Here is a 23,339-nt window from a genome sequence, read left to right as displayed (position 1 = left end):
GCACACCCCGTCGCGCCCACTCACTTCGTCGCGCCCGCCCACCCCGCCGAGCCCGCCCACCCCGCCGCACCCGCTCACTTCGTCGCGCCCGCTGCCACGGCGGCCGTCGGCCGACAGCGCCGCCACCGGGCGGCGGGAAGGGCCCACCGCCCGTCTGCCGAGGACGAGTTGGCTTCGTTCGCTCACTGGTGCTCCAGGGGGATCGCGGCGGAGACGACGGTGCCTTCGCCAGGGGTGCTCTCCACGGTCAGCGTGCCACCGAACTGCCGCAGCCGGGCGCGCATCGCCGGCAGCCCGTACCCGCGGCCGCCGGCCGCCCCGACCGCCCGCGGGTCGAAACCCCGTCCGTCGTCGGCGACGTCCAGGACGGCCTGGTCGCCGAGGAAGGACAGCGTGATCGCCGCGGCCGACGCTCCGGCGTGCTCCCGGACGTTGGCCAGCGCGCCCTGGGCGATCCGCAGCAGCGCGGACTGCGCGGCGGCGGGCAGCGGGACGGGCGTGCCGTCCAGGTGGAAGCGGACGGGCAGTCCGCTCTCGGCGGCCTCCCGCTCGGCGAGCGCGGCCAGCGCCCGGTCGAGCGGACGGCCGTCGGCCAGTTCGGCCGGCGCGAGGTCATGGACGAAGCGGCGGGCCTCGGCCAGGTTGCGGGCCGCCACGTCGGCGGCGGTCCGGACGTGGGTGCGCGCGGTCGCCGGCTCGGTGTCCCAGGTGCGTTCGGCGGCCTGCAGCAGCATCTGCTGGCTGGACAGTCCCTGTGCCAGGGTGTCGTGGATCTCCATGGCCAGCCGCTCGCGCTCCGCGAGGGTGCCCTCCCGCCGCTCGGTGGCGGCGAGTTCGCGCCGGGTGCGGACCAGGTCGGCGATCAGGGCGCGCTGCCGGGCGTCCTGCCGCGCCATGAACAGGAACACGCCGGTGGCGAGCGCGGCCACCGCGGGCGGCAGCAGGACGAGGGTGGCGTCCGCCCCGCCGGGGAGCCGGATCTCGCCGACCACCACCAGCAGCGTCAGGGCCGCCACCAGCGGGATCGCGGCCCGGGCGGGGAGCGTGCGCAGCGCCGTGTAGACCAGCGGGACGGCGCACCAGGCGAAGCTCGGCGCGAGCAGCACCAGCACCACCCAGAGCGCGACCACCATCGCCAGCGGCCACCGGCGCCGACGCGGGGCCCGACCACCGGGCCCGGGCCCGGGCTCGGGCGGGTGGCGGTGCGCGAGCCAGGAGCCGGCCGGCTGGGCGACGGCCAGCGCGGCGCTCAGCCCGATCACCCAGGGGGTCCAGGGGTTGCCGGCGTGGTGGGAGAGGTAGCGGCTGAGCGCGGCGGCGAGCAGCAGCAGGAAGGCGGAGTCGAGCAACAGCGCCAGCCGGCCCGCGTCCGGGCCGTCACTGCCAAGCTCGCTGTCGCGGCCGGCGGCGGGGCGGGACTGCTGCACGGGTGGCTCCTGGCTGGACGGGCGCTCGGGCTCCGGGCGGGCGCCCGGCACCTGGACGGACGCCCGGTGCCGGGCGGGCACCCGGTACCTGGACGGACGCCCGGTGCCTGGACGGAAGCTCGGCGCACTGACCTGCACCGATCCCTCGATGGTGACCCGTCCGGCCCGGTCCCGCATCAGCCGATCGGTTGACGCCGGTGTCCTCCATCATGCCCGCGCGGTCGCGCCGGAGCGTCGATGTGGCCGGGCCGGTCGCGGCCGGAGGATCGAGGCAGAGCCGGACGGACCCCCTGCCGCCCGGCGTCCCCGATCCCGTTCGCCGACCCGCTGAGGAGCTGGACCATGAAGAAGATCTCCGTGCGCACCCGGGTGCTGACCGGCACCCTCGCCGCCGCCGCGCTCGCCGCCACCGCGGGCGCCGTCTCGGCCAGCGCCGAGACCTCCGAGACCCCGGCCGCGCCCGCCGCGGTGAAGGTCGACACCCAGAACAAGAACCTCGCCCAGAGCACCGGCCTGACCATCGACGCCGCCACCCGCGCGGCCCAGGCCACCCTGGACGCGGCGGCCAAGGCGGGCCAGCACGTCTCGGTCGCGGTCGTCGACCGGGACGGCGTCACCCGGGTGCTGCTCAAGGGCGACGGCGCGGGCCCGCAGTCCCCGGAGTCGGCCCAGCGCAAGGCGTTCACGGCGGTCTCCTGGAACGCGCCGACCTCGGAGCTGACCAAGCGGCTGGCCCAGGCCCCGACCCTCAAGGACATCCCGGGCACGCTGTTCCTGGCCGGCGGCGCCCCGGTGCAGTCCAAGGGCGCCCCGGTCGCGGCGATCGGTGTCGCGGGCGCGCCCAGCGGCGACCTGGACGAGCAGTTCGCGCAGGCGGGCGTCGCCGCGCTGGCGAAGTGACCCCCGGCCGGTCGGTCCGTCCCCGATGCGCGGGGTGGACCGACGGGCCAGGATGGGCGCCATGCCGACGATGACCGATGACCAGTGGCGGGCGTTCCTCACCGAGGGCACCCGCACCGCCAAGCTCGCCACCACCCGAGCCGACGGCCGCCCGCACGTCGCGCCGATCTGGTTCCTGCTGGACGGCGACGAGCTCGTCTTCAACACCGGCGCCGCCACCGTCAAGGGCCGCAACCTGGCCCGCGACGGCCGGGTGATGCTCTGCGTGGACGACGACCGGCCGCCCTTCTCGTACGTCCTCCTGCAGGGCACCGCCCGCCTGAGCGAGGACCTGGCCGAGGTGCGCGCCTGGGCCACCCGGATCGCCGCCCGGTACATGGGCGAGGACCTCGCGGAGCAGTACGGGGCCCGGAACGGCGTGCCGGGGGAACTGCTCGTTCGGGTGAAGATCGAGAAGGTCTCCGCAGAACACGGGGTGGCCCTCTGAAAAGCCGGTGCTGCTGTCAGTGGTGCATGGCAGGCTTCCCGCTATGACGGCGTGGACCCTCAACGACATCGAACGTGCGATCCGCTCCTCCTGGGGTGTCGACACCTGTGCGCCCGAGGATCTGGCCCACTGGCGTCCCGACAACCCCGCCCGCGGTCAGTGCGGGGTGACGGCGATGGTGGTGCACGACCTGCTCGGCGGCGAGCTGATGATGGGCGAGGTGCACGTCGGCGGGATCCGGACGGACCTGCACTGGTGGAACCGCTTCGCCACCGGCTTCGAGATCGACCTCACCCGCGAGCAGTTCGGGCCGGACGAGCTGGTCAGCCCCGGTCGTCCGGTGGCCCGCCCGGCCCGCCCCGGCCGGCTCCAGGCCCAGTACGAGCTGCTGCGCCACCGGGTGGTCACCGAACTGGAGCGCGGCCGCGTCCGCCTGCCGGAGCGCGCCTGCGCGTGAACGCGGTCCGCCCGCACCTGACGTACAGTCGGCCGCAGACGCGGTGACGGCGACGGGAGTGTGGGATGGCCGGGACGACGGTCGGCTTCGTGGGGCTGGGTGCGATGGGGCAGGGCATGGCCGGCAGCCTGCTGCGGGCCGGCCACACCGTCCGGGTCTGGAACCGCTCGCCCGAGCCGGTGGCCGTCATGGCGGCCCAGGGTGCCGAGGCGGCCGGCACGCTCGCCGAGGTGTTCGCCGCCGACACGGTGGTCTCCATGCTCGCCAACGACGAGGCGGTCGAGCGGCTGCTGCTCGACCCCGCCCTGCTCTCCGGCGCCGCCGCGACCCTGCACGTCAACATGGCCAGCGTCTCGGTCGGGCTCGCCGAGCGCGCCGAGGCGGTGTACGCCGAGCACGGCATCGGCTACCTGGCCGCACCCGTGCTCGGCCGGCCCCCGGTCGCGGCGGCCGGCCGGTTGAACATCCTGGCCGCGGGCGCGCCGGAGCTGCTGGCCCGGGCGGAGCCGCTGTTCGCCGCGATGGGGGAGCGCACCTGGCACTTCGGGGCGAGCCCGCGGCAGGCCAACACCGCCAAGATCAGCACCAACTTCCTGCTGGCCTGCGCGATCGAGTCGATGGCGGAGGCGTGCAGCCTGGCCGAGGCCCACGGCGTCCGGCCGACCGACCTGGTCGAGATGCTCGCCGGCACGTTGTTCCCCGGGCCGGTCTACTCCGGGTACGGCGCGATGGTCGCCGAACGCCGCTACGAGCCGGCCGGGTTCAGGCTGCCGCTGGGCCTCAAGGACGTCGGCCTCGCCCTGGAGGCCGGGGCCGCGCGGAACGTCCCGCTGCCGTTCGGCGGCATCCTGCGGGACGCCTTCCTGGACGCGCTGGCCCACGGCGACGCCGACAAGGACTGGGCGGCCGTCGCGGCCGTCGCCCGCCGCCGGGCCGGCCTGCCCGACTAGCGCTTGGGCCCGTCCGGCCCAAGCGGACTCCGGGGCCCCGGCCCGGAATAACCGGGGCGCACGGCGTGCTCGCACCTCCGATCGCACCACCAGACCGGGGGAGTACCGATGGCCGATCAGCACGCCGGCGCCGACGCGCCGCGCAGCTTCCTGTTCCTCAACGCCAGTTCACGCGCCGACGGCAACTCCGAGCAGCTCGCCCGGCTGGCCGCTGGGGCGAGCCTGCCGACCGGGGCGCAGCAGCGCTGGCTGCGGCTGCGCGAGCACCCGCTGCCGCCCTTCGAGGATCTGCGGCACACCGGGGACGGCTGCTACCCCGAGCCGGTCGGCCACGAACGGACGCTGCTGGAGGCCACGTTGGCGGCCACCGACCTGGTCTTCGTCGCACCGCTGTACTGGTACTCGCTGCCGACCAGCGCGAAGCTCTACCTCGACCACTGGTCGGCCTGGCTCCGGCTGCCCGGGGCGGACTTCCGCGCCCGGATGCGCGGCGGCACGATCTGGGGTGTCACCGCCCTCGCCACCGAGGACGACAAGGCCGAGCCGCTGATCGGTACGCTCCGGCTGACGGCCGAGTACCTGGGGATGCGGTGGGGCGGCGCGCTGCTCGGCAACGGCACCCGCCCGGGGGACGTGCTGCGCGACGAGCGGGCGCTGATCGCCGCCAAGTCCTTCTTCACGGACTGAGCGCGAGCTTCTTCGCGGCCCGAGCACGAGAACCCGGACTGAGCGCGCGCTTCGTCGCGGTCCGAGCACGAGAACACTCCGACCGGCGTGCACGGGATGTTCAGGCGGTCGACCGCAGGGCGTTCGCCGGACGTTCACACGACCGATCGCTTCCAGCCATGCCGGGCCCGTGCGATACGGTCGTCCGGGCGTGTACCCGTCACTCTCCGGTCATCTTTCGGTAAAGAGCAAAAGCCTTATCGACGGACGGAGTTGGACGATTCGGGCACCCCTGTCCCATGAGCGGACCGTCGTGTGACACCCGCCTTCCGGAGTGGCCGGATCTTTCGGTAATCTCCGTCGGACTTTCAAGCTTCGCGGGGGTTCACGGCGTCCACGGCCGCCCCACCGCGCCCCGGGCCTCGCCCGGACTCTTCCGTGAGGTCTCCCTTGTCCATACGTCGCAGTCTTGCCCTTGCCGGCGCCGCCGCGCTCACGTCCTCGCTCGTGCTGTCCGGCGCCCAGGGCGCCATGGCCGTCGGCACCACCGGCGCTCCGTCCGCCGCCGCCCAGCAGGCCGGGAAGGGCTCCCACCAGAGCCTCGACCTCTCGGTGAACGGGGTGCCCGGCACCTTCATCGCGGGCGGCGACGCCCGCGACTTCACCTTCAAGGTCGACAACTCGACGAACCACGACTTCATCTTCCTGCCGCTGCTCAAGTTCAAGAACAAGGCCGACTCGCTCAGGGCGAAGGACCTCAAGGTCCAGTACCAGCTGCCGGGCGGCCAGTGGCAGACCGGCTCGGTCGCCCCCGACGGCAGCGAGGACGAGGACAAGTCCGTCCTCACCCTGCTCGGCGCCCTCGGCCCGGACGGCAACCCCACCGGCGACGACCTGCTCGTCGTGAACCGCGGCAAGAGCTTCTCGATCAAGGTCCGGGTCTCCTTCACCTCGGAGGCACCGCTCGGCCGGGCGGGCGTCGTCCCGGTGGTGTTCTCCGCCGAGCTCGACGACGAGACCCATGAGCCGGTCGACCAGGGCCGCCTCAGCTGCGACGGCGTCCGCGGCGCGGGCTTCGTGATCAAGGCCGGCGGTGGCGGCAAGCCGAGCCCGACCGTCAGCCCGACCCACACCGGCAAGCCCAGCCCGACCGCGAGCACCTCGCCCACGGCCAGCCACTCGCCGACGGCCTCCACCTCGCCCACGGCCAGCCACTCGCCGACCGCGAGCACCTCGCCCAGCGCGAGCACCTCGCCGACGGCCACCGCCACCGCGACGGCCACCACCACCCCGAGCACCGGGCCGACCACGCCGTCGACCTCGGCCCCGGCGACCACCCCGGCCACCGGCGCGCCGTCCGCCTCCGCCTCCGCCTCCGCCTCCGCCTCGACCGCCGCCCCGGCCCCGGGCGACGGCAACGGCGACACGGCCGGCCCGATCGACTTCCCGGTGGCCGTCCCGACCCTCCCCACCCCGCCGCTCACCCCGGCCGTGGTGGCCAAGGCCAAGGCCGCCGCCGACAGCGGCGACAAGGCCCTGGCCCAGACCGGTGGCGGTGACGACACCACCGCCATCGCCGCCGCCGGCGGCGCCGTGCTGCTGGCCGGTGTCGGCACCCTCGTGGTGCTGCGCCGCCGCAAGTCGGCCCAGCAGGGCTGATCGCGGCCTATGGCTTGTCTCACAATTCCCGCCGCGCGCTGATGTGACGCGAATTGTGGGACAAGCCCTGCCGCCACACCGAGGCGGTACCGCCTGAATGCCGTCCGCGTCGCCCGGCCGTCCGTCCCACGGACCTCCGGGCGGCGCGGACGGTACACCTCCGTCACATAGGATGTCCGGCCGGAGGGGGGCGGAACCGGCGGGGAGAGGGACAGGTGCGGGAATCACGCACGGCACGGGCTGCCACCGACTACGAGGCGGCGACCGGGCGGATCGCGGGACTGCCGCTGCGCAGACACCACGTTCTGCTGGTCGTCTGGACGGTGCTCTGGTTCTTCCTGGTCGAGCCCAGCGGCGGCTTCTCCTGGCACTACCTGCGCCAGGGCGAGCAGCTGCTCTTCAGCGGCCAGCCGGACGGCGGGCTGGCGATCTACGCCCACCATCCGGAGCTGCAGATCGGCCCGGTCAGCCTGGCCGCGGCCCGGCTCACCGCCCCGTTCTCGCCGCACGTCGGCCAGCTGATCGCCGAGGCGGCGATGTCCGGGCTCGGCCTGGTGATGCTGGTCCTGATCGGCAGGACCGCCGCCCTGTACTACCTGGGCACCGGCATCAACCACCGCCGGCTCCAGCAGCGCCTGCTGATCGCCGGGCTGGCGTTCATCCCGATGTGGGTCGAGGTCTCGGTCCGCTTCGCGCACCTGGACGACGTCCTGGCGCTGTTCTTCACCACCCTCGCCGCGCACGCCCTCGCCCGCGGCAAGCCCACCATGGTCGGCGTCTACCTGGCGCTGGCGGTCGACTCCAAGCCCTGGGCGATCGCCTTCGCCCCGCTGATCCTGGCGCTGCCCAGGCCCGCCTGGCTGCGCACCGCGATCTGGTTCGTCGGGCTGGTGGCGATCGCCTGGCTGCCGTTCTACCTGGGCAACCTGGACACCCTGGCCGCGGCCAAGTTCACCATCCCGAACCAGCCGGCCTCCGCACTGCGCTGGTTCGGGGTCACCGACCCGGCCACCCCCTGGTGGGACCGCCCGACCCAGTTCGCCCTAGGCCTCGGCCTCGGCACCGTCGCCGTCTGGCGCGGCCGCTGGCCGGCCGTGGTGCTGCTCGGCGCGGACGCCCGGATCCTGCTCGACCCGAGCGTCTACACCTACTACACCGCCTCGATCCTGCTCGGCACCCTGCTCTGGGACGCGGTCGGGCAGAAGCGGCTCGTCCCGTGGTGGAGCTGGATAGCGCTGGCCGCGCTGTACGGCGGGACGCTGTTCATCCCGTCCGACTCGGCCCGCGGCCTCGTCCGGCTGGCCTTCGTCGTGGTCTCCGCCGCGTACGTGCTGTTCTGGCCCACCCAGCAGACCCGCCGCCCGCGGCCCCCGGCGGACGGTGAGGGGCGGCGCCGCTCCTCGCGGCGGCGCGAGCGCGTCCTGGCCGGCACCGGGGCCTGACCCGTCCGGGCCCGTCCGCCCGGGCCCCGACCGCCGGAGGCCCGACCGGCCGGGCCCGGCCTCCGAGGCGGCCCCGGCCGACCGTGCGACGACGGCTTGACCCTCACGCGGCGTGAGACCGGAGGGTGGTGGTCAGCACGAAGGAGGAACACCGGATGAGCAGCGAGGGCTACTCGGTCGGTGCCGTGGCCAAGATCGCCAAGGTGACCGTCCGCACCCTGCACCACTACGACGAGATCGGCCTGCTGTCCCCCGCGGGCCGCACCCGGGCCGGCTACCGCCGGTACGTGGACGCCGACCTCGACCGGCTGCAGCAGATCCTGTTCTACCGCGAACTCGGGTTCCCCCTGGAAGGGATCGCGGCGATCCTGGACGACGACTCGGTCAGCCCGAGCGAGCACCTCCGGCGGCAGCACGCGCTGCTGACCGACCGGATCAGGCACCTCCAGGACCTCGCCACGGCCGTCGAACACGCCATGGAGGCACGCAGGATGGGCATTCAGCTGACCCCGGAAGAGAAGTTCGAGATCTTCGGCGAGGGCTACCAGGAGGAATGGGAGCAGGAGGCCGAGCAGCGCTGGGGCAACACCGAGGCCTGGGCCCAGTCGCAGCGCCGCACCGGCGGCTACGGCAAGGCCGACTGGCAGCGGATCCAGGCCGAGATGACCGACCTCAACACCCGCCTGGTGGAGGCGCTCACCGCCGGCGAGCCCGCCGACGGGGCCGCCGCCATGGACCTCGCCGAGGCGCACCGGCAGCACATCTGCCAGAACTTCTACGACTGCACGTTCACCATCCACCGCGGCCTGGCCGGACTGTACGTCTCCGACCCGCGGTGGACCACCACCTACGAGAACCTCGCCCCGGGCCTCGCGCAGTGGCTGCACGACGCCATCCTCGCCAACGCGGACCGGCACGAGAACGCGTAGCCGGGGTACGGGGCCGCGCAGGCCGGGCACGGAGCCGCGTGGTCGGGGGGCTACGCGACCCCGCGTCCGAAGGAGCGCCGGTAGGCGGTCGGGGAGGTGCGCATCACCCGGCCGAAGTGGTGGCGGAAGGTCGCGGCGCTCTCGAAGCCGACCGCCGCGGCGATCTCCTCCACCGTCCCCTCCGGGGACTCCAGCAGCGGCAGGCTGGCCGCGATGCGCTGGGTGACGACCCAGCGCATCGGGCTGGTGCCGTTGCGGGCGGTGAAGTGCCGCAGGTACGAGCGGTCCGACATCCGGGCGGCGCGGGCCAGCAGCGAGATGGTCAGCGGGGAGGCCAGATGGTCCATCGCCCACCGCATGCTGCGGGCGACCCCGTCGTCCTCCTCCTCGACCGGGCGGATCGCCGCCTCGATGAACTGGGCCTGCCCGCCGTCCCGGTGCGGCGGCACCACGAAGCGGCGGGCCACGCTGTTGGCGACCTTGGCGCCGTGGTCCCGACGGACCAGGTGCAGGCAGAGGTCGATCCCGGCGGCGCCGCGCTGGTGAGCACGTCGCCGTTGTCCACGTACAGCACGTCCGGGGTGACCCGCACGTCCGGGTGGCGCTGCTGGAGCAGGTCGGCGTACCGCCAGTGGGTGGTCGCCTCGCGTCCGTCGAGCAGCCCGGCGGCGGCCAGGGCGAAGGCGCCCGAGCAGATCGAGACGATCCGGGCGCCGCGCTCGTGCGCCGTCCGCAGCGCCGTGACCAGCCCGGCGGAGACCTCGCCGCTGAACGCGTTCGCCACCCCGGGGACCACCACGGTGTCGGCCGCGGCCAGGTCGTCCAGCCCGTGCCGGGCGGTCAGCGTGAACCCGCCCACCGCGTCCAGCGCCGTCCCGGGCCGGTCGGCGCACACCTTCAGTCCGTACCAGGGTGCGGCCAGCAGCCCGCCCAGCTCGGGCCGGGCCAGCCCGAACACCTCCACCACCACGCCGAGTTCGAAGGGCGCCATGCCCTCGAAGGCGTACACCGCGACGTCGTGCACCGGTTCCGGGCGCCGGCCGATGGTGACGGCCACCGGGCCCGACCCGGTGGCGACCGGGCCCTCGACGTGCTGCTCGGCCATACGGACCCCCTGCTGACAAGTGGCGGGATGGCGGTGAGTGTAGCCGTTCCGGCCAGTCGGAAATCCCTGCGCAGTCGCCTGCAACCTCAGCCCGGCCCGGACGTCCATCGATAGGGGGTGACGGTTGCCGGGGCAGGGGGCGCTGGCAGGATTCCCTCGATCACGAACTGACAGGTGTCCTGACGGGCGCTCGCGGAGCCGCGCGCACCGTCCTGGGGGAAAGCAGAACGTACATGTCCATGGCCATCGGGCCGATCGCCGTTCCAACGAGGGGGCGCGGCTTCTCCGTCCGCGGACTGGTCGGGTTGCTGTTCGGCGCACAGGAGGCCGGTGCGGAACCCGCCGGTCCGAGCGGTGAGCAGACCGCGGCGCAGCGGCGCTCCGGCTTCCGGCTGCTGCGCGGCGGACGCAAGCCCGTCGAGGACCGGCCCACCCTGACCGACCTCTACCACGCCCACCGGTTGGGCCTGGTCCGGATGGCGGTGCTCCTGGTCGACCATCAGGACCTCGCCGAGGACGTCGTGCAGGAGGCCTTCACCCAGCTCTACCAGCGGCACGGCGAGGAGCTGGACGACCTGGACAACGCGCTCGGATACCTGCGCACCTCGGTGGTCAACGGCGCCCGCTCGATGCTGCGCCGCCGCAAGACCGCCCGCGAGTACGTGCCGCCGCACGAGCCCGACGCCGCCTCCGCGGAGGACCACGCGGTGCTCAACGACGAGCACCGGCGGGTGCTCGTGGCCATGCAGGAGCTGACTACCCGCCAGCGTGAGGTGCTGGTGCTGCGCTACTGGTCCGACCTGTCGGAGGCGCAGATAGCCGAGACCCTGGGGCTGTCCCGGGGTGCCGTGAAGTCCACCGCCAGCCGGGCCCTGGACGCCTTGGAAAAGCATCTGGAGAAGGTTCGATGACCGACAAGCTTCCCGGCCGAAAGAGCGGAGGCCGGGACGGTGACGGGCCGGCCGAGACACCGACCGAACGGCTGCTGCGCGAGGCGATGAACGCCCGCGCCTCGCTGATCACCGCACACGACCTGCGTCCGGCGGAGCCGCCGAACCGCCGGGTGCGCCGATTGCGCCCGGTGTACCTGACGGCCGTGCCGATCTTCGCCCTGGCCGCCTCCCTGGCGATCGGCCTGCTCACCTTCCACGGCGATCCGGTGGCCCGGCAGGACGTCCCCCCGCCGGCCGCCACCCTGTCGACCTCGCCGAGCCCGACCGCCGAGCCGACCGCCACCCCCACTCCGACCCCGCCCCCGGCCGCCACCCCGACGGACACCGGCACCCCCTCGGCGCCGTCCCAGACCGAGGTGCCGCTAGCCGACAACACCCCGACCCCGAGCGGGCCGCCGAGCTCGCCACCCACCTCGTCGGTGGCGACGCCGTACACCTTCCGCGGCGTCAAGTTCAAGGTCCCGGCCGGCTGGTCGGTGGTGCCGCCGAAGTCGACGGACGACCGGGTCTGCATCCTGAGCCCGGGCGCGTCGGCGGGCGCCCAAGGTGACTGGACCCCGCAGGCCTGCGAGCCGTACGGCGTCTGGATCGTCGCCTACAACACCGCCGACGAGGTCAAGAACGCGCTCTGGCCGACGATGAACGACCTGGACTCGGACGGAGGTTGGAGCCGCCAGGCCGACTGCCCGGTCTGGGGCCACCCCTACGTCCCCACCGGCCCCTACGCGAAGGTCGGCACGCCGGTCCGGACCAGGGACATCGTGGCCGGCCGGCCGATCGCCAAGACCCAGTGGCAGGTCACCTGCAAGCCGGGTGATGACTTCACCGGCCAGATGTGGGGGCTGAAGGACGACCAGGTGTTCATCGTGGCGAACGGCCTCAAGTCCGACTACCAGGCGGGCCTGGTGTCGATCCTCGACACCCTCGACCTCAGTGGTCGCCAGGCGCCGCTCACCTCGTCGAACGGCAATGACGTCGCCATCACGCTGGACGGCCTCGGCGTCGGCCAGCAGGTGTCCACGAAGGGCACCCCGGTCGCCTTCTCGGTGACGTACAAGAACACCAGCCAGACCTCGTACGCACTGGTCCAGCCGCTGGTCTACACCGAGGCCTACGCGGGGACGCCGCAGAACCAGACAATCCCGATGAACGCCGGAAAGCTGGAGCGCCAGGACGGCGACGCCTGGGTCCCGCTGCCGCTCTCGCCCGGCGGCGGCACGGACTACGCGATGCAGGGCAAGGCGGCCTCCTTCCCGCTGGCACCGGGCGCGAGCCGGACGGTGAAGTACCGGATGGCGCTCGACGCCGCCGACGGCGCCGGAGTGATGCCGGTGACGGCCCGGGCGACGCTGCCGTACGACGGCACCACGAGCCTGACCGTGATCGGGGAGAAGAGCGTGCCGGTGCGCGTCGTGAAGTAGCGCGCGACGTGCCGTCGTTGAGGCGCCGTGAGCAGGGGAGGCCCTGCTCACGGCGCCTTTCGGCGTTCCGGGCCGACGTCGCGGGAAAACGTCTGGATCCACCTGCAACCCCTCGGGGGGATGCGCGTCTATCAGGGTGAGAGGCGGGGAGGGCGAGCCGGCAGGGGCCGGAGCTCGGGCCGGCTTCTCGGGGCGCGAGGAACGCGCCGCCTCTTCGATCACACCATCACGCCATCGCTCTGTCCTCTGGGGGGACTGTCACATGAACGCGTCCGTTATCGCCCGTATTGTGAAGATTGTTCCGCTGGCCATCGTCGCCGCCGTCGGTGTCGCCGCCTGCGGTTCGCCGGAGACCGGCGCGCTGGCCGCCCCGACCGCCGTCCGCTCCGCCGCGAGCGTGCCGGCCCCGGCCCCCGCGGTCTCCGCGTCTCAGACCCCGGTCGCCACCCCGTCGGCCGACCCGTCCACGGCGTCGACCGCAGCGCCCGCGCCCACCACCGAGACGCCGGCCGCCAGTGTCGAGGTCCCCGCCGTCGCGGCCGCCAAGGCCAAGGCCGCGTCGAAGACCGCTGCCAACCCCGCCGCCAAGACGGAGCCCAAGCCGGCCGCCAAGCCCGCCACCAACCCCACCGCCACGACGGAGCCCAAGCCGGCCGCCAAGCCCGCCCCCGTCGCGGCCGGTGGCGTCGGGATCACCTTCAACGGCCTCGGCGAGGGTCAGAGCGTCGAGGTGGGCGACCTGGTGTCGTTCTCGGTGACCTGGAAGAACAACGACGCCTCGGGCAGCCGCGCGGTGGCGCCGGTGGTGGCGACCCGACAGTTCGAGGGCGCGCCGTGCCAGGTGGTGCTCGCCATGGCGCGGGGCACCCTGGAGCGCAAGGACGCCTCGGGCTGGAAGAGCCTGCCCTCGCTCAGCCAGGGCGGCGGCATGGACTACGCCGGTACCGGCAACGACGCCGCCTTCACACTGGGCGCGGGCGAGAGCCGGACGGTCGAGTACCGGATGCGGCTGGACGCGGCCAACCACCCGGGCCGGCTGGCGATCGAGGCGGACGCCCCGGTGCCGTTCGTCACGTCCTTCCGGGACATGGCCCGGGGCGTGCTGAACGTGGCGGTCGTCGACCACCACCGCCCGGTGGTGACCTCGGTGTCCACCCCGACCGCGATGGTCGTCGGCCGGACCCCGACCGAGTTCACCTTCAAGGTCTCGTCGCCGGACGGCGCCGCCGGTCTGCGCCCGGTGGTCGTGCTGGCCTCGCCCGGCAGCGACCGGGTGAACCCGGAGGACGTGACCATCGAGGCCAAGGTCGGGGACGAGTGGAAGTCCTTCGAGCTGGACCAGGACTGCGAGGGCCGGTACCGGGTGGCCCCGTCCCAGCTGGTCGGCGTGATGACGGGCGCGCCGGTCTCGTACACCTTCCGGGTCGGGATGGCGAAGCCGTGGCAGGGCGGCCCGCTGGAGCTCCGGGTGGGCGCCGGGTCGGACGACCACTACGGCGACACCGTGACGGTCCGGCCCGACGTCCGCTGATCCCGCGGACGCCCGAGGGCCCGGCCCCCATTGCGGGGAGCCGGGCCCTCGGCGCGCTGGCCGGAGGCTCAGGCGAGCGAGGCCATCCACGCCTCGACGTCCGCGGAGCGGCGCGGCAGGCCGGCCGAGAGGTTCTCGTTGCCGTCGGCGGTGACCAGGATGTCGTCCTCGATCCGGACGCCCACGCCCCGGTACTCGGCGGGCACCGTCAGGTCGTCCTGCTGGAAGTACAGGCCGGGCTCGACGGTGAGGACCATGCCGGGCACCAGCAGGGCGTCGACGTGCTCCTCGCGGCGCGAGTGGGCGCAGTCGTGGACGTCCAGGCCGAGCATGTGGCCGGTGCCGTGCAGGGTCCAGCGGCGCTGCAGGCCCAGCTCCAGGACCTTCTCGACGTCGTACAGCGAGCCGTCCAGCAGGCCCCAGGCGAGCAGGTGCTCGGCGAGCACGCGCTGCGAGGCGTCGTGGAAGTCGCGGAACCGGGCGCCGGGCTTCACCGCGGCGATGCCCGCCTCCTGGGCCTCGTACACGGCGTCGTAGATCCTGCGCTGCAGGTCGTCGAAGCGGCCGCCGATCGGCAGGGTGCGGGTGACGTCGGCGGTGTAGAGGGTGTTGGTCTCCACGCCGGCGTCCAGCAGCAGCAGCTCGCCGGGGCGCACGTCGCCGTCGTTGCGGACCCAGTGCAGGGTGGTGGCGTGCGGGCCGGCGGCGGCGATGGTGCCGTAGCCGACGTCGTTGCCCTCGACCCGGGCGCGGCGCCAGAAGGTGCCCTCGATCCAGCGCTCCGAGGTGGCGACGGCCTGGCCGAGCTCACGGACCACGTCGGTGAAGCCCTTGACGGTGGCGTCGCAGGCGGCGCGCAGCTCGCCGATCTCCCACTCGTCCTTGACCAGCCGCAGGCCGCTCAGGAACTCCGTGAACTCGGCGTCCCGGTCGGCGTCCAGCGCGTCGGCCAGCGCCTTCTCCAGGCCGGCGTCGTAGCCGCGGACGATCCGGGTGGGCGCGGCGGAGTCCTTGGCGCGCTCGGCCAGCTCCTCGGCGGCCTTGCGGACGTCGCGCACCGGCAGGCCGAGCAGCTGCTCCTGCTCGGTCAGGCTGTGCCGGCGGCCGACCCACAGCTCGCCGTAGCCGTCCAGCCAGAACTCGCCGTTCTCGCGGTCGGAGCGCGGCAGCAGGTAGAGGGCGAACGCGTGGCCGGTGTCGCCGGTGGGCTCGGCGACCAGCACGGCGTCCTCGGTCTGGTCACCGGTGAGGTGCACGTACTCGCTGGCGGCGCGGAAGCTGTAGTCGGTGTCGTTGGAGCGCACCCGCAGGTTGCCGGCCGGGACGACCAGCCGCTCGCCGGGGTAGGCGGCGGACAGCCGGGCGCGGCGCTCGGCCGCGTACGGGGCCTGGGCGACCGGGGTGAGGCCGTGCAGTTCGGTGTCCGCCCAGCCGGTCTTCATCGAAGCGGCCAGCTCGTCGGAGATCTCGGCGTACAGGCCGTTCTTGCGGCCCTTGAACTGCTGCGGCTCCTCGCCGCCGGCGGACTCGGGGTTCTCGGCCACTGCGGGCGTGCGGTCCTCGGTCACGGGTAACGCCTCCTTGGGGGTGGTACCGGCCGCCCCTCGGGGGAGTGTCGGATCGCGACACGCGCGGGCGGCCGTGCGTCCATGGTACGGACGCCCGGCCGCTCGCCCTTTCGGGGTCGGGGCGGCTATTCGAACCGGGCCGCCAGCAGCATCAGGTCGTCGGTGGCCGGTCCGGCCTCCGGGACGGGGCAGACGGCCAGCAGGTGGGCGCAGAGCCGGTCCGGGTCGATCCGCACGTCGCGCGGGGCGTCGGCGGCGGCCCGGCGCAGGTTGGCCTGGCCGGCGTGCAGGGTCGGGCCGCAGCGGCGGGCCAGGCCCTCGGTGTAGAGCAGCAGGGTGTCCCCGCGCTCGGCGGTGAGCTCGACGCCGGGGGCCTCCCAGCAGGTCAGCATGCCGAGCGGGGCGGAGAGCGAGGTCTCCACGAACTCGGCGCCGTGCCGGCTGACCAGGACGGGCGGGCAGTGCCCGGCGCCGGCCAGGGTGATCCGGCGCTCCCCGGGTTCCACCCAGGCGTAGACGGCGGTGGCGGTGCGGGCCGGCTCGGTGGTCTTGAGCAGCAGCTCCAGGTCGCCGAGGACGGAGACCGGGTCCTCGCCCTCCAGGACGGCGTACGCCCGCAGCGCGGCCCGGACCCGTCCCATCGCGGCGGCCGCGCCGGGGGCGGAGCAGGGGCCCGCACCGGGGCCGTCGCCGGAGACGGAGCCGACGGTGAGGCCGACGGTGCCGTCGGGCAGCGGGATGGCGTCGTACCAGTCGCTGCCGCAGGAGCGGTCCAGGCCGGCCGGGACGAGCCGGGCGGCCAGCCGCAGGCCGGCGGGCTGGGGGAGCCGGTCGGGCAGCAGGCCGCGGCGCAGCGCCTCGGTGGTGCGCTGGACCCGGTCCGCCTCCAGTTGCCTGGCGAGCATCGGGGCGGCGATCTCGCAGTAGCGGTGGGCGAGTTCGCGTTGGCGCTCGGTGGGTTCGGCGGGCTCGTCGTAGAACCAGAGGGCGGCGGCGAGCGGGCCGTCCTCCTCGGTGGCGAGCGGCAGGCCGTAGCAGCCGCCGAGGCCGAGGTGGGCGGCGAGTTCGCGCAGCCGGTCGCCGGTGGCCGGGTCCCCGGCGAGGTCGGGGGAGTGCAGCCGCTCGGGCCGGTCCTGCTCGCGCAGCAGCCGGGCGAGCAGGCTCTGGTCGGGCGGGACGGTCTCCAGCGCGCCGAGGCTGGCGCGGTCGAGGCCGAGGCCGACCGGCTGGCCGGGCCTTCCGCCCGGCATCCGGGTGACCAGGACGCCGCGGCGGGCGCCGAGCAGGGCGGCGCCGGAGGCGAGGACGGTGTCCAGGGTGGCGGCGAGGCTGCGGGCGCGGGCGAGCTGCTCGGTGTGCCGGTGCAGCCTGGTGAAATCGGACAGCCGTCCGGCCAAACGGTCCTGCATCCCGGCGGACGGTGCCGTGCGGAGGTCCGCCGCGCCGTCCTGCGCGTCGGTGGGGCCGGGGAAGCCCGGCGGGTCGAGGACGGTGAGCCCGCCGGCGCTGCCGGGCTCGCCCGGCTCGGAGGGTGTCGACGACGGGTGGGACTCGGTCATGCCGCCACTCCTGACGCGGTGCTTCGTGCCATGCGGAACCCCCAGGTACGGCCGAGGTGGAGCGAGTACGGCCAAAGGGCGCGTTTCGCCTCGATTCGCTACTACTCGTCATTGATCGACAGCAATGCCACCACTTCTACACAGGCCATTTGGGGCATGTCCAGATCCAGGACGATGCGGTGGCCGGTTCCACATCTCCACGACCCGGTCGGGGGGCGCGTACGGTTCGTGCGCGCGCCGGTCCGGCCGGGAGGCATGGAGCGGACCGGGAGCGGGCAGAACGGAGGGGACGGACCCGGCGGCCGTCCGGATCGTATGCCCGCGCCGCCCGGGGCCCGGGTCGGCCGGAAGTCTCTCACTCGTACGGTGGAACCAAGCGCGCCCGGGCGGCGTCCATCCGGTCGCATACGGGATTCTCGTTCCAGGGGCTGTTCCAGTGCGCGGCCCTTCTCATGTCGTGCTCCACACCGTGATCCACGCCGTCGCCGCGCCGCCCGCCATGCCGCCCGCCCTCCTTCGCGCCGCCGGGGCCGTGCCGCCGCGGGTCCGCGTGGCGGGAACCGACGGTGCCGGCGGGGCGGAGCGAACCGAGCGGTCAGGGAAAGGAACGAGCGCCATGCGTGAGAACCCGAAAGATCCGTGTCCGCCCGTCACCCACCACGGCCCCGCCCAGGAGGACGCCGCCCGGCACCGCCCGGACCGCCTCGCCGCGGCGCTGACGGCCGCCGTCGAGCACCGCTGGCCCGTGGTGCCGGGGACCGTGCTGCGTGGTGGCCACTGCTCCTGCGGGGACCAGGACTGCGCGGTGCCGGGCGGGCACCCGCACGACCCGTCGCTGCTGGCCGCCACCACGGACGCCCGGATGGTGCGCTGGTGGTGGGAGCGGCAGAGCCCGGACGCGCCGGTGCTGGCCGCCACCGGTTCCGTGCTCTCGGCGGTCAGCCTGCCCGCGGCGGCCGGCGCCCGCGCGCTGGTCCACCTGGGCGCACTGCGCCTGCCGCTCGGGCCGGTGGCGGCGATGCCGGGCCGGTACGCGCTGCTGGTGGCCCCGTACTCGCTGGACGCGCTCGGCGAGATGCTCTCCCAACTCCCTTGGGTACCGGGCTCGTTGCGCTACCACGGGCCGGGCGGCTTCCTGCCGCTGCCGCCCGGGGGCGCGGCCGGGCGGGTGCGCTGGGTGCTGCCCCCGCGCCCGGCCGCCGACGGCGGGGTGTGGCTGCCGCAGGTCGGGCCACTGCTGGGCGAGTTGGTGGAGGCGACGGTCCGACTGGACAGCGGTCGCTCGGCGTACTGACGCGGCGTACGGCTCGGCGTACCGGTCCGGCGCACTGATCCGCCGGGATCCGCCGGAGTCCGCTTCGGGGTCACCCCTGGTGACGCTCCCGGGCCGGGCGGAAAAACAAAAGATCCGGCCGCTGGCGACGGGGGATGCACCAGCGGCCGGACTCTTTAGACAGTAACAAGGATCCGCGCCCGCGCCAATTTCCAAGACCCCCTGCACGCCCGGAAATTGCGGCTTCACGGCGACAATGTGACGCGTATCACCCGGATCCCGTGCGCTTTAGTTCAAGGTGACCTGACGGTTCACCAGGTTCGCGCGGGCGCGCCGCTCCTCGGCGGTCAGCGGGGTCTCGTCGGCGAGCACGGCGGTCAGCCGCTCGGCGAACTCGGCGGCCGGCTTCTCGCAGTCGGTGGCGGTCATGGCGAGCGGGAGGTCCCAGACCGGGACGGTCAGGCCGTGCGCGCGGAACGAGCCGACCAGGCGGGTGTCCGGGCCGAGCGAGGACCGGTCGGCGGCGGTCAGCCGGGCCAGCGCGTCCAGCAGCCGCTCCTCGGGCACGGTCATCACCCAGCGCAGGTGGTTCTTGTCGGGGGTGCCGCACCAGTAGGCGGCGTCGACGCTGTCCAGCTTCTCGGTCGGGATGGCCGAGGCGTTGGCGCGCTCCAGGGAGGCGGCGACCTCGCCGGTGGCGGTCTCGGCGTCCTCCAGCCAGAACTCGAAGCCGGCGTGCACGGCGGGCGTGAACTCGGCGGTGACGTCCAGCAGGTCCTGCAGCCGGCGTCCGCCCGCCTCGGTCCGGCGGGACGGCACCGGGGTGCCCGGCTCGGTGGCCAGCGCCAGCTCCAGGGCGTCCGCGAGGTCGCGGCTGAGGTCGCCGGAGGCGGACTGGGTCTGCAGGCCGAGCAGGATCGAGCCGTCCTGGCGGCGCAGGGCCGGCCAGGCCAGCGGCAGCACGGTGGCCAGGGTCACCGACGGAACCTCGCCGTTGGCGCCCTCGGCCACCCCGGCGGCAAGCGTCAGCGGCACCGTGGCGGCGGGCACCAGCTCGCGCAGCGCCACCCAGTCGGCCTCGCCCGACAGGCCCTCGAACGGGCGGTGCACCAGCTCCTGCACCGCGTGCGAGGCCTCCCGGCCGTGGCAGGCCTTGTACCGGCGGCCCGAGCCGCAGGGGCAGTTCTCGCGGGCCCCGACCACGGGGATCTCACCCGTGACGGCGGTGGTGGACTGACGCTGCGGCGCCTTCTTGGCGGCCTTCTTGCCCATGGTGCGGCTCTCCCGGGAACGGTGGTCCTTTGCTCCGGGCAGCCTACTGACGTTCCCCCCTGCGCGCGGGCACGCGCTGGGCGGCCGGGCGGGGCGCGCGTCGGTTCAGGCGCTGCGGGCGTCACCACCGGTGCGCCGGGCGTGCCGGGCGTGGGCGGGCAGCGCCGCCCAGACCGTCACCTCGCCGGGCGCGTCGCGCACGCCCCAGTCACTGGCCAACTGGTCGACGATGCTCAGGCCGCGGCCGCCGCGCGAGGTCAGCGAGGGGCTGGCGGGCAGCGGCCGGGTGGTCGCGCCGCCGTCGGTGACCTCCAGGGTGAGCACGCCGTCGGCGTGCATCTGCCAGCGGACCAGTACGCCGTCGTCCGTTCCGCCGCCGGGTTCGTCGCGCTCCCGGCCGCCCGGCGCGGGGTGCGTCCCGGTGGGGACGCCGACCAGCAGCTGGTCCACCACCTCGGCCCGGGCGCTGCGGCCCAGGGCCCGCAGCGGGCCGAGCGGACGGGCGTACCGACAGGCGTTGCTCAACAGTTCGGAAAGGATCAATACGGCATCATCAATGACCGGTTCGGGTATCTCCCGGTCGCCAAGATCTCGACGCAGTCGGCGCCGTGCGACCCCGACACTCGCTGGGCCGTGCGGCACTGCCATGGTCGATGAAGTCGGCACTTCACGCGCCACCATCAACGCCACCCCCGGACCTCCTTCAGCGTATGCCGAGGGATGGATGCCCCTTGGTAATGCGTCGGAAACGACCACCGGACGATCCCGCGAGGACATTTCAAGCGAGGCGACCGAGGGTGGCCTCAGGTCATTCCCCGCTCACCCTCCGTCGCGCCGACGCATGCATTCCGGCAATAACGTGCCCGGAAGGTTTGACTGCCGACCAGAAGGAGTGGATGGCGTCCCGGGCTTTGCGGGTGACATTGCCGGTCCGGCGGCGGATCACCGCCCAAGCCGGCGGCGGATCACCGCCCGAGCTGCGCCAGCACCTCGGCGGGCCGGTTGGTGATGATCGCGGACACCCCGAGCTCCAGGCAGAGCTCCACGTCGGCCGGCTCGTCCACGGTCCACACGTGCACCTCGTGCCCCAGCTCGCGCAGTCGCGCCACCAGCTGTGGGCGGGCCCGCACCAGCTCGATGCCCGGACCGGCGATCCGCGCCCCGCCCGGCAGCGGGGAGCCCGGGCGCAGCCGGCCGAGCAGCGGCAGGGTCCGTTCGAACAGGAACACCCGCCGGTAGTCCGGCGCCCCGGCGGCCACCCGGTCCAGCGCCACCGAGGAGAAGCTCATGATCCGGGCCGCGGGGCGCTCGGCCTCCCGGGTCGCGCCGATCTTGAACTGTTCGAGCGTCCGCAGCAGTTCGGCCTCCACCCGGCCGCGGTAGCGCACCGGGTGCTTGGTCTCGATCGCCAGGTCCACCGGGCGGCCGCAGTCCACCACCAGCTCCAGCAGCCGCTCCAACCGCAGCACGCCGCGCAGTTCGGGGTCGGTGCTGGGGCGACCGGTCTTCCAGGCGCCGAAGTCGTACGCCTCCAGCTCGGCGAGCGTCATCGCCGAGACGGTGCCCTGCCCGTTGGAGACCCGGCCGATCCGGCGGTCGTGTACGCAGACCAGTTCGCCGTCGAGGGTCAGCCGGACGTCGCACTCGACCGCGTCCGCGCCCTCGTCGAGCGCGCGTCGGTACGCCGCCAGGGTGTGTTCGGGCAGGGCGTGCGAGGAACCGCGGTGGGCGATCACCTGGACGGCCGGCGCGGTGCGCGCCGCCGCCGAGGACGGGTCTGGGCTGGTCACAGGGCTCACGATAGGCGGCCGAAGTGACGCGGAGGCGAAGACGGCCCCAACCTGCGGGGCCGTCTTCGGTGTCGCTCGCCCGGTTCCGTGTGCTCGGTTCCGTCCGCGCGGTTCCGTCCGCGCGGTGTCGCTCGCGCGGTTCCGTCCGCGGTGCCGCTCGCTCAGCTCCGCGCCGTCCGGCGGGCCAGCGCGGTGAGCGCCCAGGTGGCCAGGGCCGGCACCAGGAAGGCGAACAGCGAGGCGGACGTCCACTCCTGCGGGGTGAAGTGCAGGGCGTGCTGGACGGAGGTCCAGAAGTCCGTCCACCAGCCGGCCACCGGGGTCGGCGCGATGAACTGGTAGACCGCGAAGCCCAGCACCCACGGCAGCACCATCAGCGGGCGCGACGGCGCGTCGGCGGAGAGGTTCCAGCCGTGCCGGCCGGCGCCGAAGAAGTAGTCCACCGCCAGCACCGCCAGCAGCGGCACGAAGACCGAGCCGATCAGGCCGAGGAAGTTGGTGTAGGTGTCGGTGAACTTGTCGATCTGCAGCGCCAGCACGGTGATCAGCAGCCCGATCCCGCCGGTCAGCACCCGGCGGTCCACCTTCGGCAGCAGGTTCTGCACCGACATCGCCGTCGAGTACACGTTGGCGAAGGACTGGTCGGTCTCGCGCAGCACCAGCACCAGCAGGAACAGCCAGCCGGCCCAGACGCCGAGGAAGGAGTCGAAGATCCGGTTCGGGTCGCCGTCGGACTGCAGCAGGGCCATCAGGCCGAGCACGTAGCACCAGACCTGGGCGATCGTGTAGCCGGAGAAGCTGCCCCAGAACGCCGAGCGCGGGGTGCGCGAGTGCCGGGTGTAGTCGGCGGCGAGCGGGACGAAGGAGATCGACACCGCGATCATCGCGTCGGTGGCGCCCAGGAAGCCGTGCCAGTTGCCGGCGCCCGGGTCGGGCACCCCCTGGCGGCCCAGCTGGACGGTGAAGTACACCATCGCGACGGCGACGGCACCGGCCACGAAGCGGCGCAGCACCGCGATCGAGCCCAGCGGCCAGATGGTCAGTGCGGTGGTCAGCGCGCCCGCCAGGACCACGAACAGCCAGCGGTAGCCGTCCGTGTGGGCGACGGTCTGCGCGCCCGCCGCGATCGTCAGCAGCTCGAACACGCCCCAGCCGACGCACTGGACGATGTTCAGCACCGTCGGGACGTACGACAGCCGGGTGCCGAACAGCCCGCGCAGGTTCGCCATCGCGGGCGCGCCGGTGCGGGCCCCGATCAGCGCGGCCACGCCGAGCATCGCGGTGCCGACCACGGTGCCGGCCACGATCGCGGTCACCGCGGCGGCCAGCGACAGCTCGCTGCCCTTGGCGCCGAGCACGGTGGCGGCGGTGGAGAAGCCGATCAGGCTGACGCCCAGGTTCATCCAGAGCGCGAAGTGGTCCCGGAAGCGCAGCGTGCGCGGCGGCTCGGTGTCCAGCACGAGCGGTGCCTCGGTACGCTCCGGGCGGTCCAGGACGGCGGTCGCCGCTCCGGCGGGGGCGCCCGTGGACGGATCGGGGAAACCCTTGGACGCGGACGCGTCCGAAGAAGAGGATGGCGAAGCAGGCGGCATGGCCGATACTCCCTACGCCGGCATTACCCGGACAGGTTCCGGCGGTCTGCGCCCCCTCGACGGTCCGCCCACGATCCCGTGGCGTACGGTCGACCAGCGCACTCTCAGCCTGGAAGGTCCAAGCTCCCGCGTGTCAGTTAGAGCGCCAGGCTAACCGGCACGGGGTTGAACGCCAAGGCCACGGGGTGTGCGGTCCGCATCGCGGGACGTCCGACGGAGGTGGGGGAGTCTCCGGCCGTCGGTGTCGGCCGTCGGCGCTGGTCGTCGGCGTTGACTGTCGGTGCCGGCTAAGGATTCTTATGAGTTCTTCAGAGGGGTCCTTACGGCAATCGAATCGACAGTGCGAAAAACTATGGTC

21 protein-coding genes and 1 riboswitch are annotated in these 23,339 nt (G+C 73.9%); of the genes, 12 read left to right on the top strand and 9 right to left on the bottom strand.

Going from position 1 to position 23,339, the window contains the following annotated elements; translation table 11 throughout:
- Positions 1 to 182: 182 nt before the first annotated feature.
- Complete coding sequence (locus ACIOJE_RS11500; protein WP_400775310.1) at positions 183 to 1,604, bottom strand: sensor histidine kinase; 1,422 nt, start codon at positions 1,602 to 1,604, stop codon at positions 183 to 185.
- Between the two features lie 165 nt (positions 1,605 to 1,769).
- On the opposite strand from ACIOJE_RS11500, the gene ACIOJE_RS11495 reads away from it, so the two are divergent.
- The 8 genes from ACIOJE_RS11495 to ACIOJE_RS11460 all read left to right on the top strand — a co-directional run bounded on the left by ACIOJE_RS11495 (position 1,770) and on the right by ACIOJE_RS11460 (position 8,917).
- Positions 1,770 to 2,327, top strand: a complete 558-nt coding sequence (locus ACIOJE_RS11495; RefSeq protein WP_280673673.1) for a heme-binding protein — start codon at positions 1,770 to 1,772, stop codon at positions 2,325 to 2,327.
- A gap of 70 nt (positions 2,328 to 2,397) precedes the next feature.
- Positions 2,398 to 2,814 (top strand): PPOX class F420-dependent oxidoreductase, encoded by a 417-nt coding sequence (locus tag ACIOJE_RS11490; RefSeq protein WP_400775506.1) that lies wholly within the window; start codon positions 2,398 to 2,400, stop codon positions 2,812 to 2,814.
- 43 nt (positions 2,815 to 2,857) lie between these two features.
- Positions 2,858 to 3,271 carry a hypothetical protein gene (locus tag ACIOJE_RS11485; RefSeq protein ID WP_280673671.1) on the top strand — a complete coding sequence of 138 codons (414 nt, stop codon included), beginning with the start codon at positions 2,858 to 2,860 and terminating at the stop codon, positions 3,269 to 3,271.
- A gap of 65 nt (positions 3,272 to 3,336) precedes the next feature.
- Positions 3,337 to 4,221, top strand: coding sequence for an NAD(P)-dependent oxidoreductase (locus ACIOJE_RS11480; RefSeq protein ID WP_280673669.1), 885 nt, complete (start codon positions 3,337 to 3,339; stop codon positions 4,219 to 4,221).
- A 108-nt stretch (positions 4,222 to 4,329) separates the two neighbouring features.
- Positions 4,330 to 4,908: a flavodoxin family protein gene (locus tag ACIOJE_RS11475; protein ID WP_400775305.1), complete on the top strand. Its 579-nt coding sequence runs from the start codon at positions 4,330 to 4,332 to the stop codon at positions 4,906 to 4,908.
- A gap of 429 nt (positions 4,909 to 5,337) precedes the next feature.
- A complete protein-coding gene (locus ACIOJE_RS11470) occupies positions 5,338 to 6,546 on the top strand; it encodes an LPXTG cell wall anchor domain-containing protein (RefSeq protein WP_400775303.1) in 1,209 nt (402 codons plus the stop codon).
- A 215-nt stretch (positions 6,547 to 6,761) separates the two neighbouring features.
- The gene (locus ACIOJE_RS11465; protein ID WP_400775300.1) at positions 6,762 to 7,988 is read left to right on the top strand and encodes a hypothetical protein; all 1,227 of its coding nucleotides are present in this window, start codon (positions 6,762 to 6,764) and stop codon (positions 7,986 to 7,988) included.
- Positions 7,989 to 8,143: 155 nt separating this feature from the next.
- Positions 8,144 to 8,917: a MerR family transcriptional regulator gene (locus tag ACIOJE_RS11460; protein WP_400775298.1), complete on the top strand. Its 774-nt coding sequence runs from the start codon at positions 8,144 to 8,146 to the stop codon at positions 8,915 to 8,917.
- Positions 8,918 to 8,967: 50 nt separating this feature from the next.
- On the opposite strand, the gene ACIOJE_RS11455 is transcribed toward ACIOJE_RS11460, so the two are convergent.
- Both ACIOJE_RS11455 and ACIOJE_RS11450 read right to left on the bottom strand, forming a co-directional pair.
- Complete coding sequence (locus tag ACIOJE_RS11455) at positions 8,968 to 9,264, bottom strand: helix-turn-helix domain-containing protein (RefSeq protein ID WP_400775296.1); 297 nt, start codon at positions 9,262 to 9,264, stop codon at positions 8,968 to 8,970.
- On the bottom strand, positions 9,240 to 10,022 hold the full coding sequence (locus ACIOJE_RS11450; RefSeq protein WP_400775294.1) for a DJ-1/PfpI family protein: 783 nt from the start codon (positions 10,020 to 10,022) through the stop codon (positions 9,240 to 9,242). The genes ACIOJE_RS11455 and ACIOJE_RS11450 overlap by 25 nt, the downstream gene beginning before the upstream one ends.
- 233 nt (positions 10,023 to 10,255) lie before the next feature.
- Here ACIOJE_RS11450 and ACIOJE_RS11445 point away from each other — a divergent pair, with 233 nt between their 5' ends.
- The 3 genes from ACIOJE_RS11445 to ACIOJE_RS11435 all read left to right on the top strand — a co-directional run bounded on the left by ACIOJE_RS11445 (position 10,256) and on the right by ACIOJE_RS11435 (position 13,927).
- A complete protein-coding gene (locus ACIOJE_RS11445; protein ID WP_400775291.1) occupies positions 10,256 to 10,933 on the top strand; it encodes an RNA polymerase sigma factor in 678 nt (225 codons plus the stop codon).
- Positions 10,930 to 12,396, top strand: coding sequence for a hypothetical protein (locus ACIOJE_RS11440; RefSeq protein WP_400775289.1), 1,467 nt, complete (start codon positions 10,930 to 10,932; stop codon positions 12,394 to 12,396). The genes ACIOJE_RS11445 and ACIOJE_RS11440 overlap by 4 nt, the downstream gene beginning before the upstream one ends.
- 262 nt (positions 12,397 to 12,658) lie before the next feature.
- Positions 12,659 to 13,927: a hypothetical protein gene (locus tag ACIOJE_RS11435; protein WP_400775287.1), complete on the top strand. Its 1,269-nt coding sequence runs from the start codon at positions 12,659 to 12,661 to the stop codon at positions 13,925 to 13,927.
- 68 nt (positions 13,928 to 13,995) lie between these two features.
- On the opposite strand, the gene ACIOJE_RS11430 is transcribed toward ACIOJE_RS11435, so the two are convergent.
- Both ACIOJE_RS11430 and ACIOJE_RS11425 read right to left on the bottom strand, forming a co-directional pair.
- On the bottom strand, positions 13,996 to 15,495 hold the full coding sequence (locus ACIOJE_RS11430) for an aminopeptidase P family protein (RefSeq protein WP_400775284.1): 1,500 nt from the start codon (positions 15,493 to 15,495) through the stop codon (positions 13,996 to 13,998).
- Positions 15,496 to 15,620: 125 nt separating this feature from the next.
- Entirely contained in the window at positions 15,621 to 17,054 is a 1,434-nt protein-coding gene (locus ACIOJE_RS11425; RefSeq protein ID WP_400775281.1) for a PP2C family protein-serine/threonine phosphatase, read from the bottom strand.
- Positions 17,055 to 17,670: 616 nt separating this feature from the next.
- Here ACIOJE_RS11425 and ACIOJE_RS11420 point away from each other — a divergent pair.
- Complete coding sequence (locus ACIOJE_RS11420; RefSeq protein WP_280673654.1) at positions 17,671 to 18,348, top strand: bifunctional DNA primase/polymerase; 678 nt, start codon at positions 17,671 to 17,673, stop codon at positions 18,346 to 18,348.
- Between the two features lie 267 nt (positions 18,349 to 18,615).
- Here the strand turns inward: ACIOJE_RS11420 and ACIOJE_RS11415 are convergent, their stop codons facing one another.
- The 4 genes from ACIOJE_RS11415 to ACIOJE_RS11400 form a co-directional block, all read right to left on the bottom strand.
- Positions 18,616 to 19,599 carry a DUF5926 family protein gene (locus ACIOJE_RS11415; RefSeq protein ID WP_280673653.1) on the bottom strand — a complete coding sequence of 328 codons (984 nt, stop codon included), beginning with the start codon at positions 19,597 to 19,599 and terminating at the stop codon, positions 18,616 to 18,618.
- Positions 19,600 to 19,704: 105 nt separating this feature from the next.
- Complete coding sequence (locus ACIOJE_RS11410) at positions 19,705 to 20,289, bottom strand: ATP-binding protein (protein WP_400775277.1); 585 nt, start codon at positions 20,287 to 20,289, stop codon at positions 19,705 to 19,707.
- Positions 20,290 to 20,564: 275 nt separating this feature from the next.
- The gene (locus ACIOJE_RS11405) at positions 20,565 to 21,389 is read right to left on the bottom strand and encodes a glycerophosphodiester phosphodiesterase (protein ID WP_400775274.1); all 825 of its coding nucleotides are present in this window, start codon (positions 21,387 to 21,389) and stop codon (positions 20,565 to 20,567) included.
- A 161-nt stretch (positions 21,390 to 21,550) separates the two neighbouring features.
- Positions 21,551 to 22,981: a cytosine permease gene (locus ACIOJE_RS11400; protein WP_280673650.1), complete on the bottom strand. Its 1,431-nt coding sequence runs from the start codon at positions 22,979 to 22,981 to the stop codon at positions 21,551 to 21,553.
- A riboswitch (TPP riboswitch) is annotated at positions 22,974 to 23,121 on the bottom strand. Its footprint overlaps the gene before it by 8 nt.
- Positions 23,122 to 23,339: the final 218 nt, after the last annotated feature.

Source organism: Kitasatospora sp. NPDC087861 (genome assembly GCF_044742585.1).
GTDB lineage: Bacteria > Actinomycetota > Actinomycetes > Streptomycetales > Streptomycetaceae > Kitasatospora.
The sequence above is the reverse complement of the archived record's forward strand: the minus strand, read 5'-3'. Positions and strand labels throughout refer to the sequence as shown.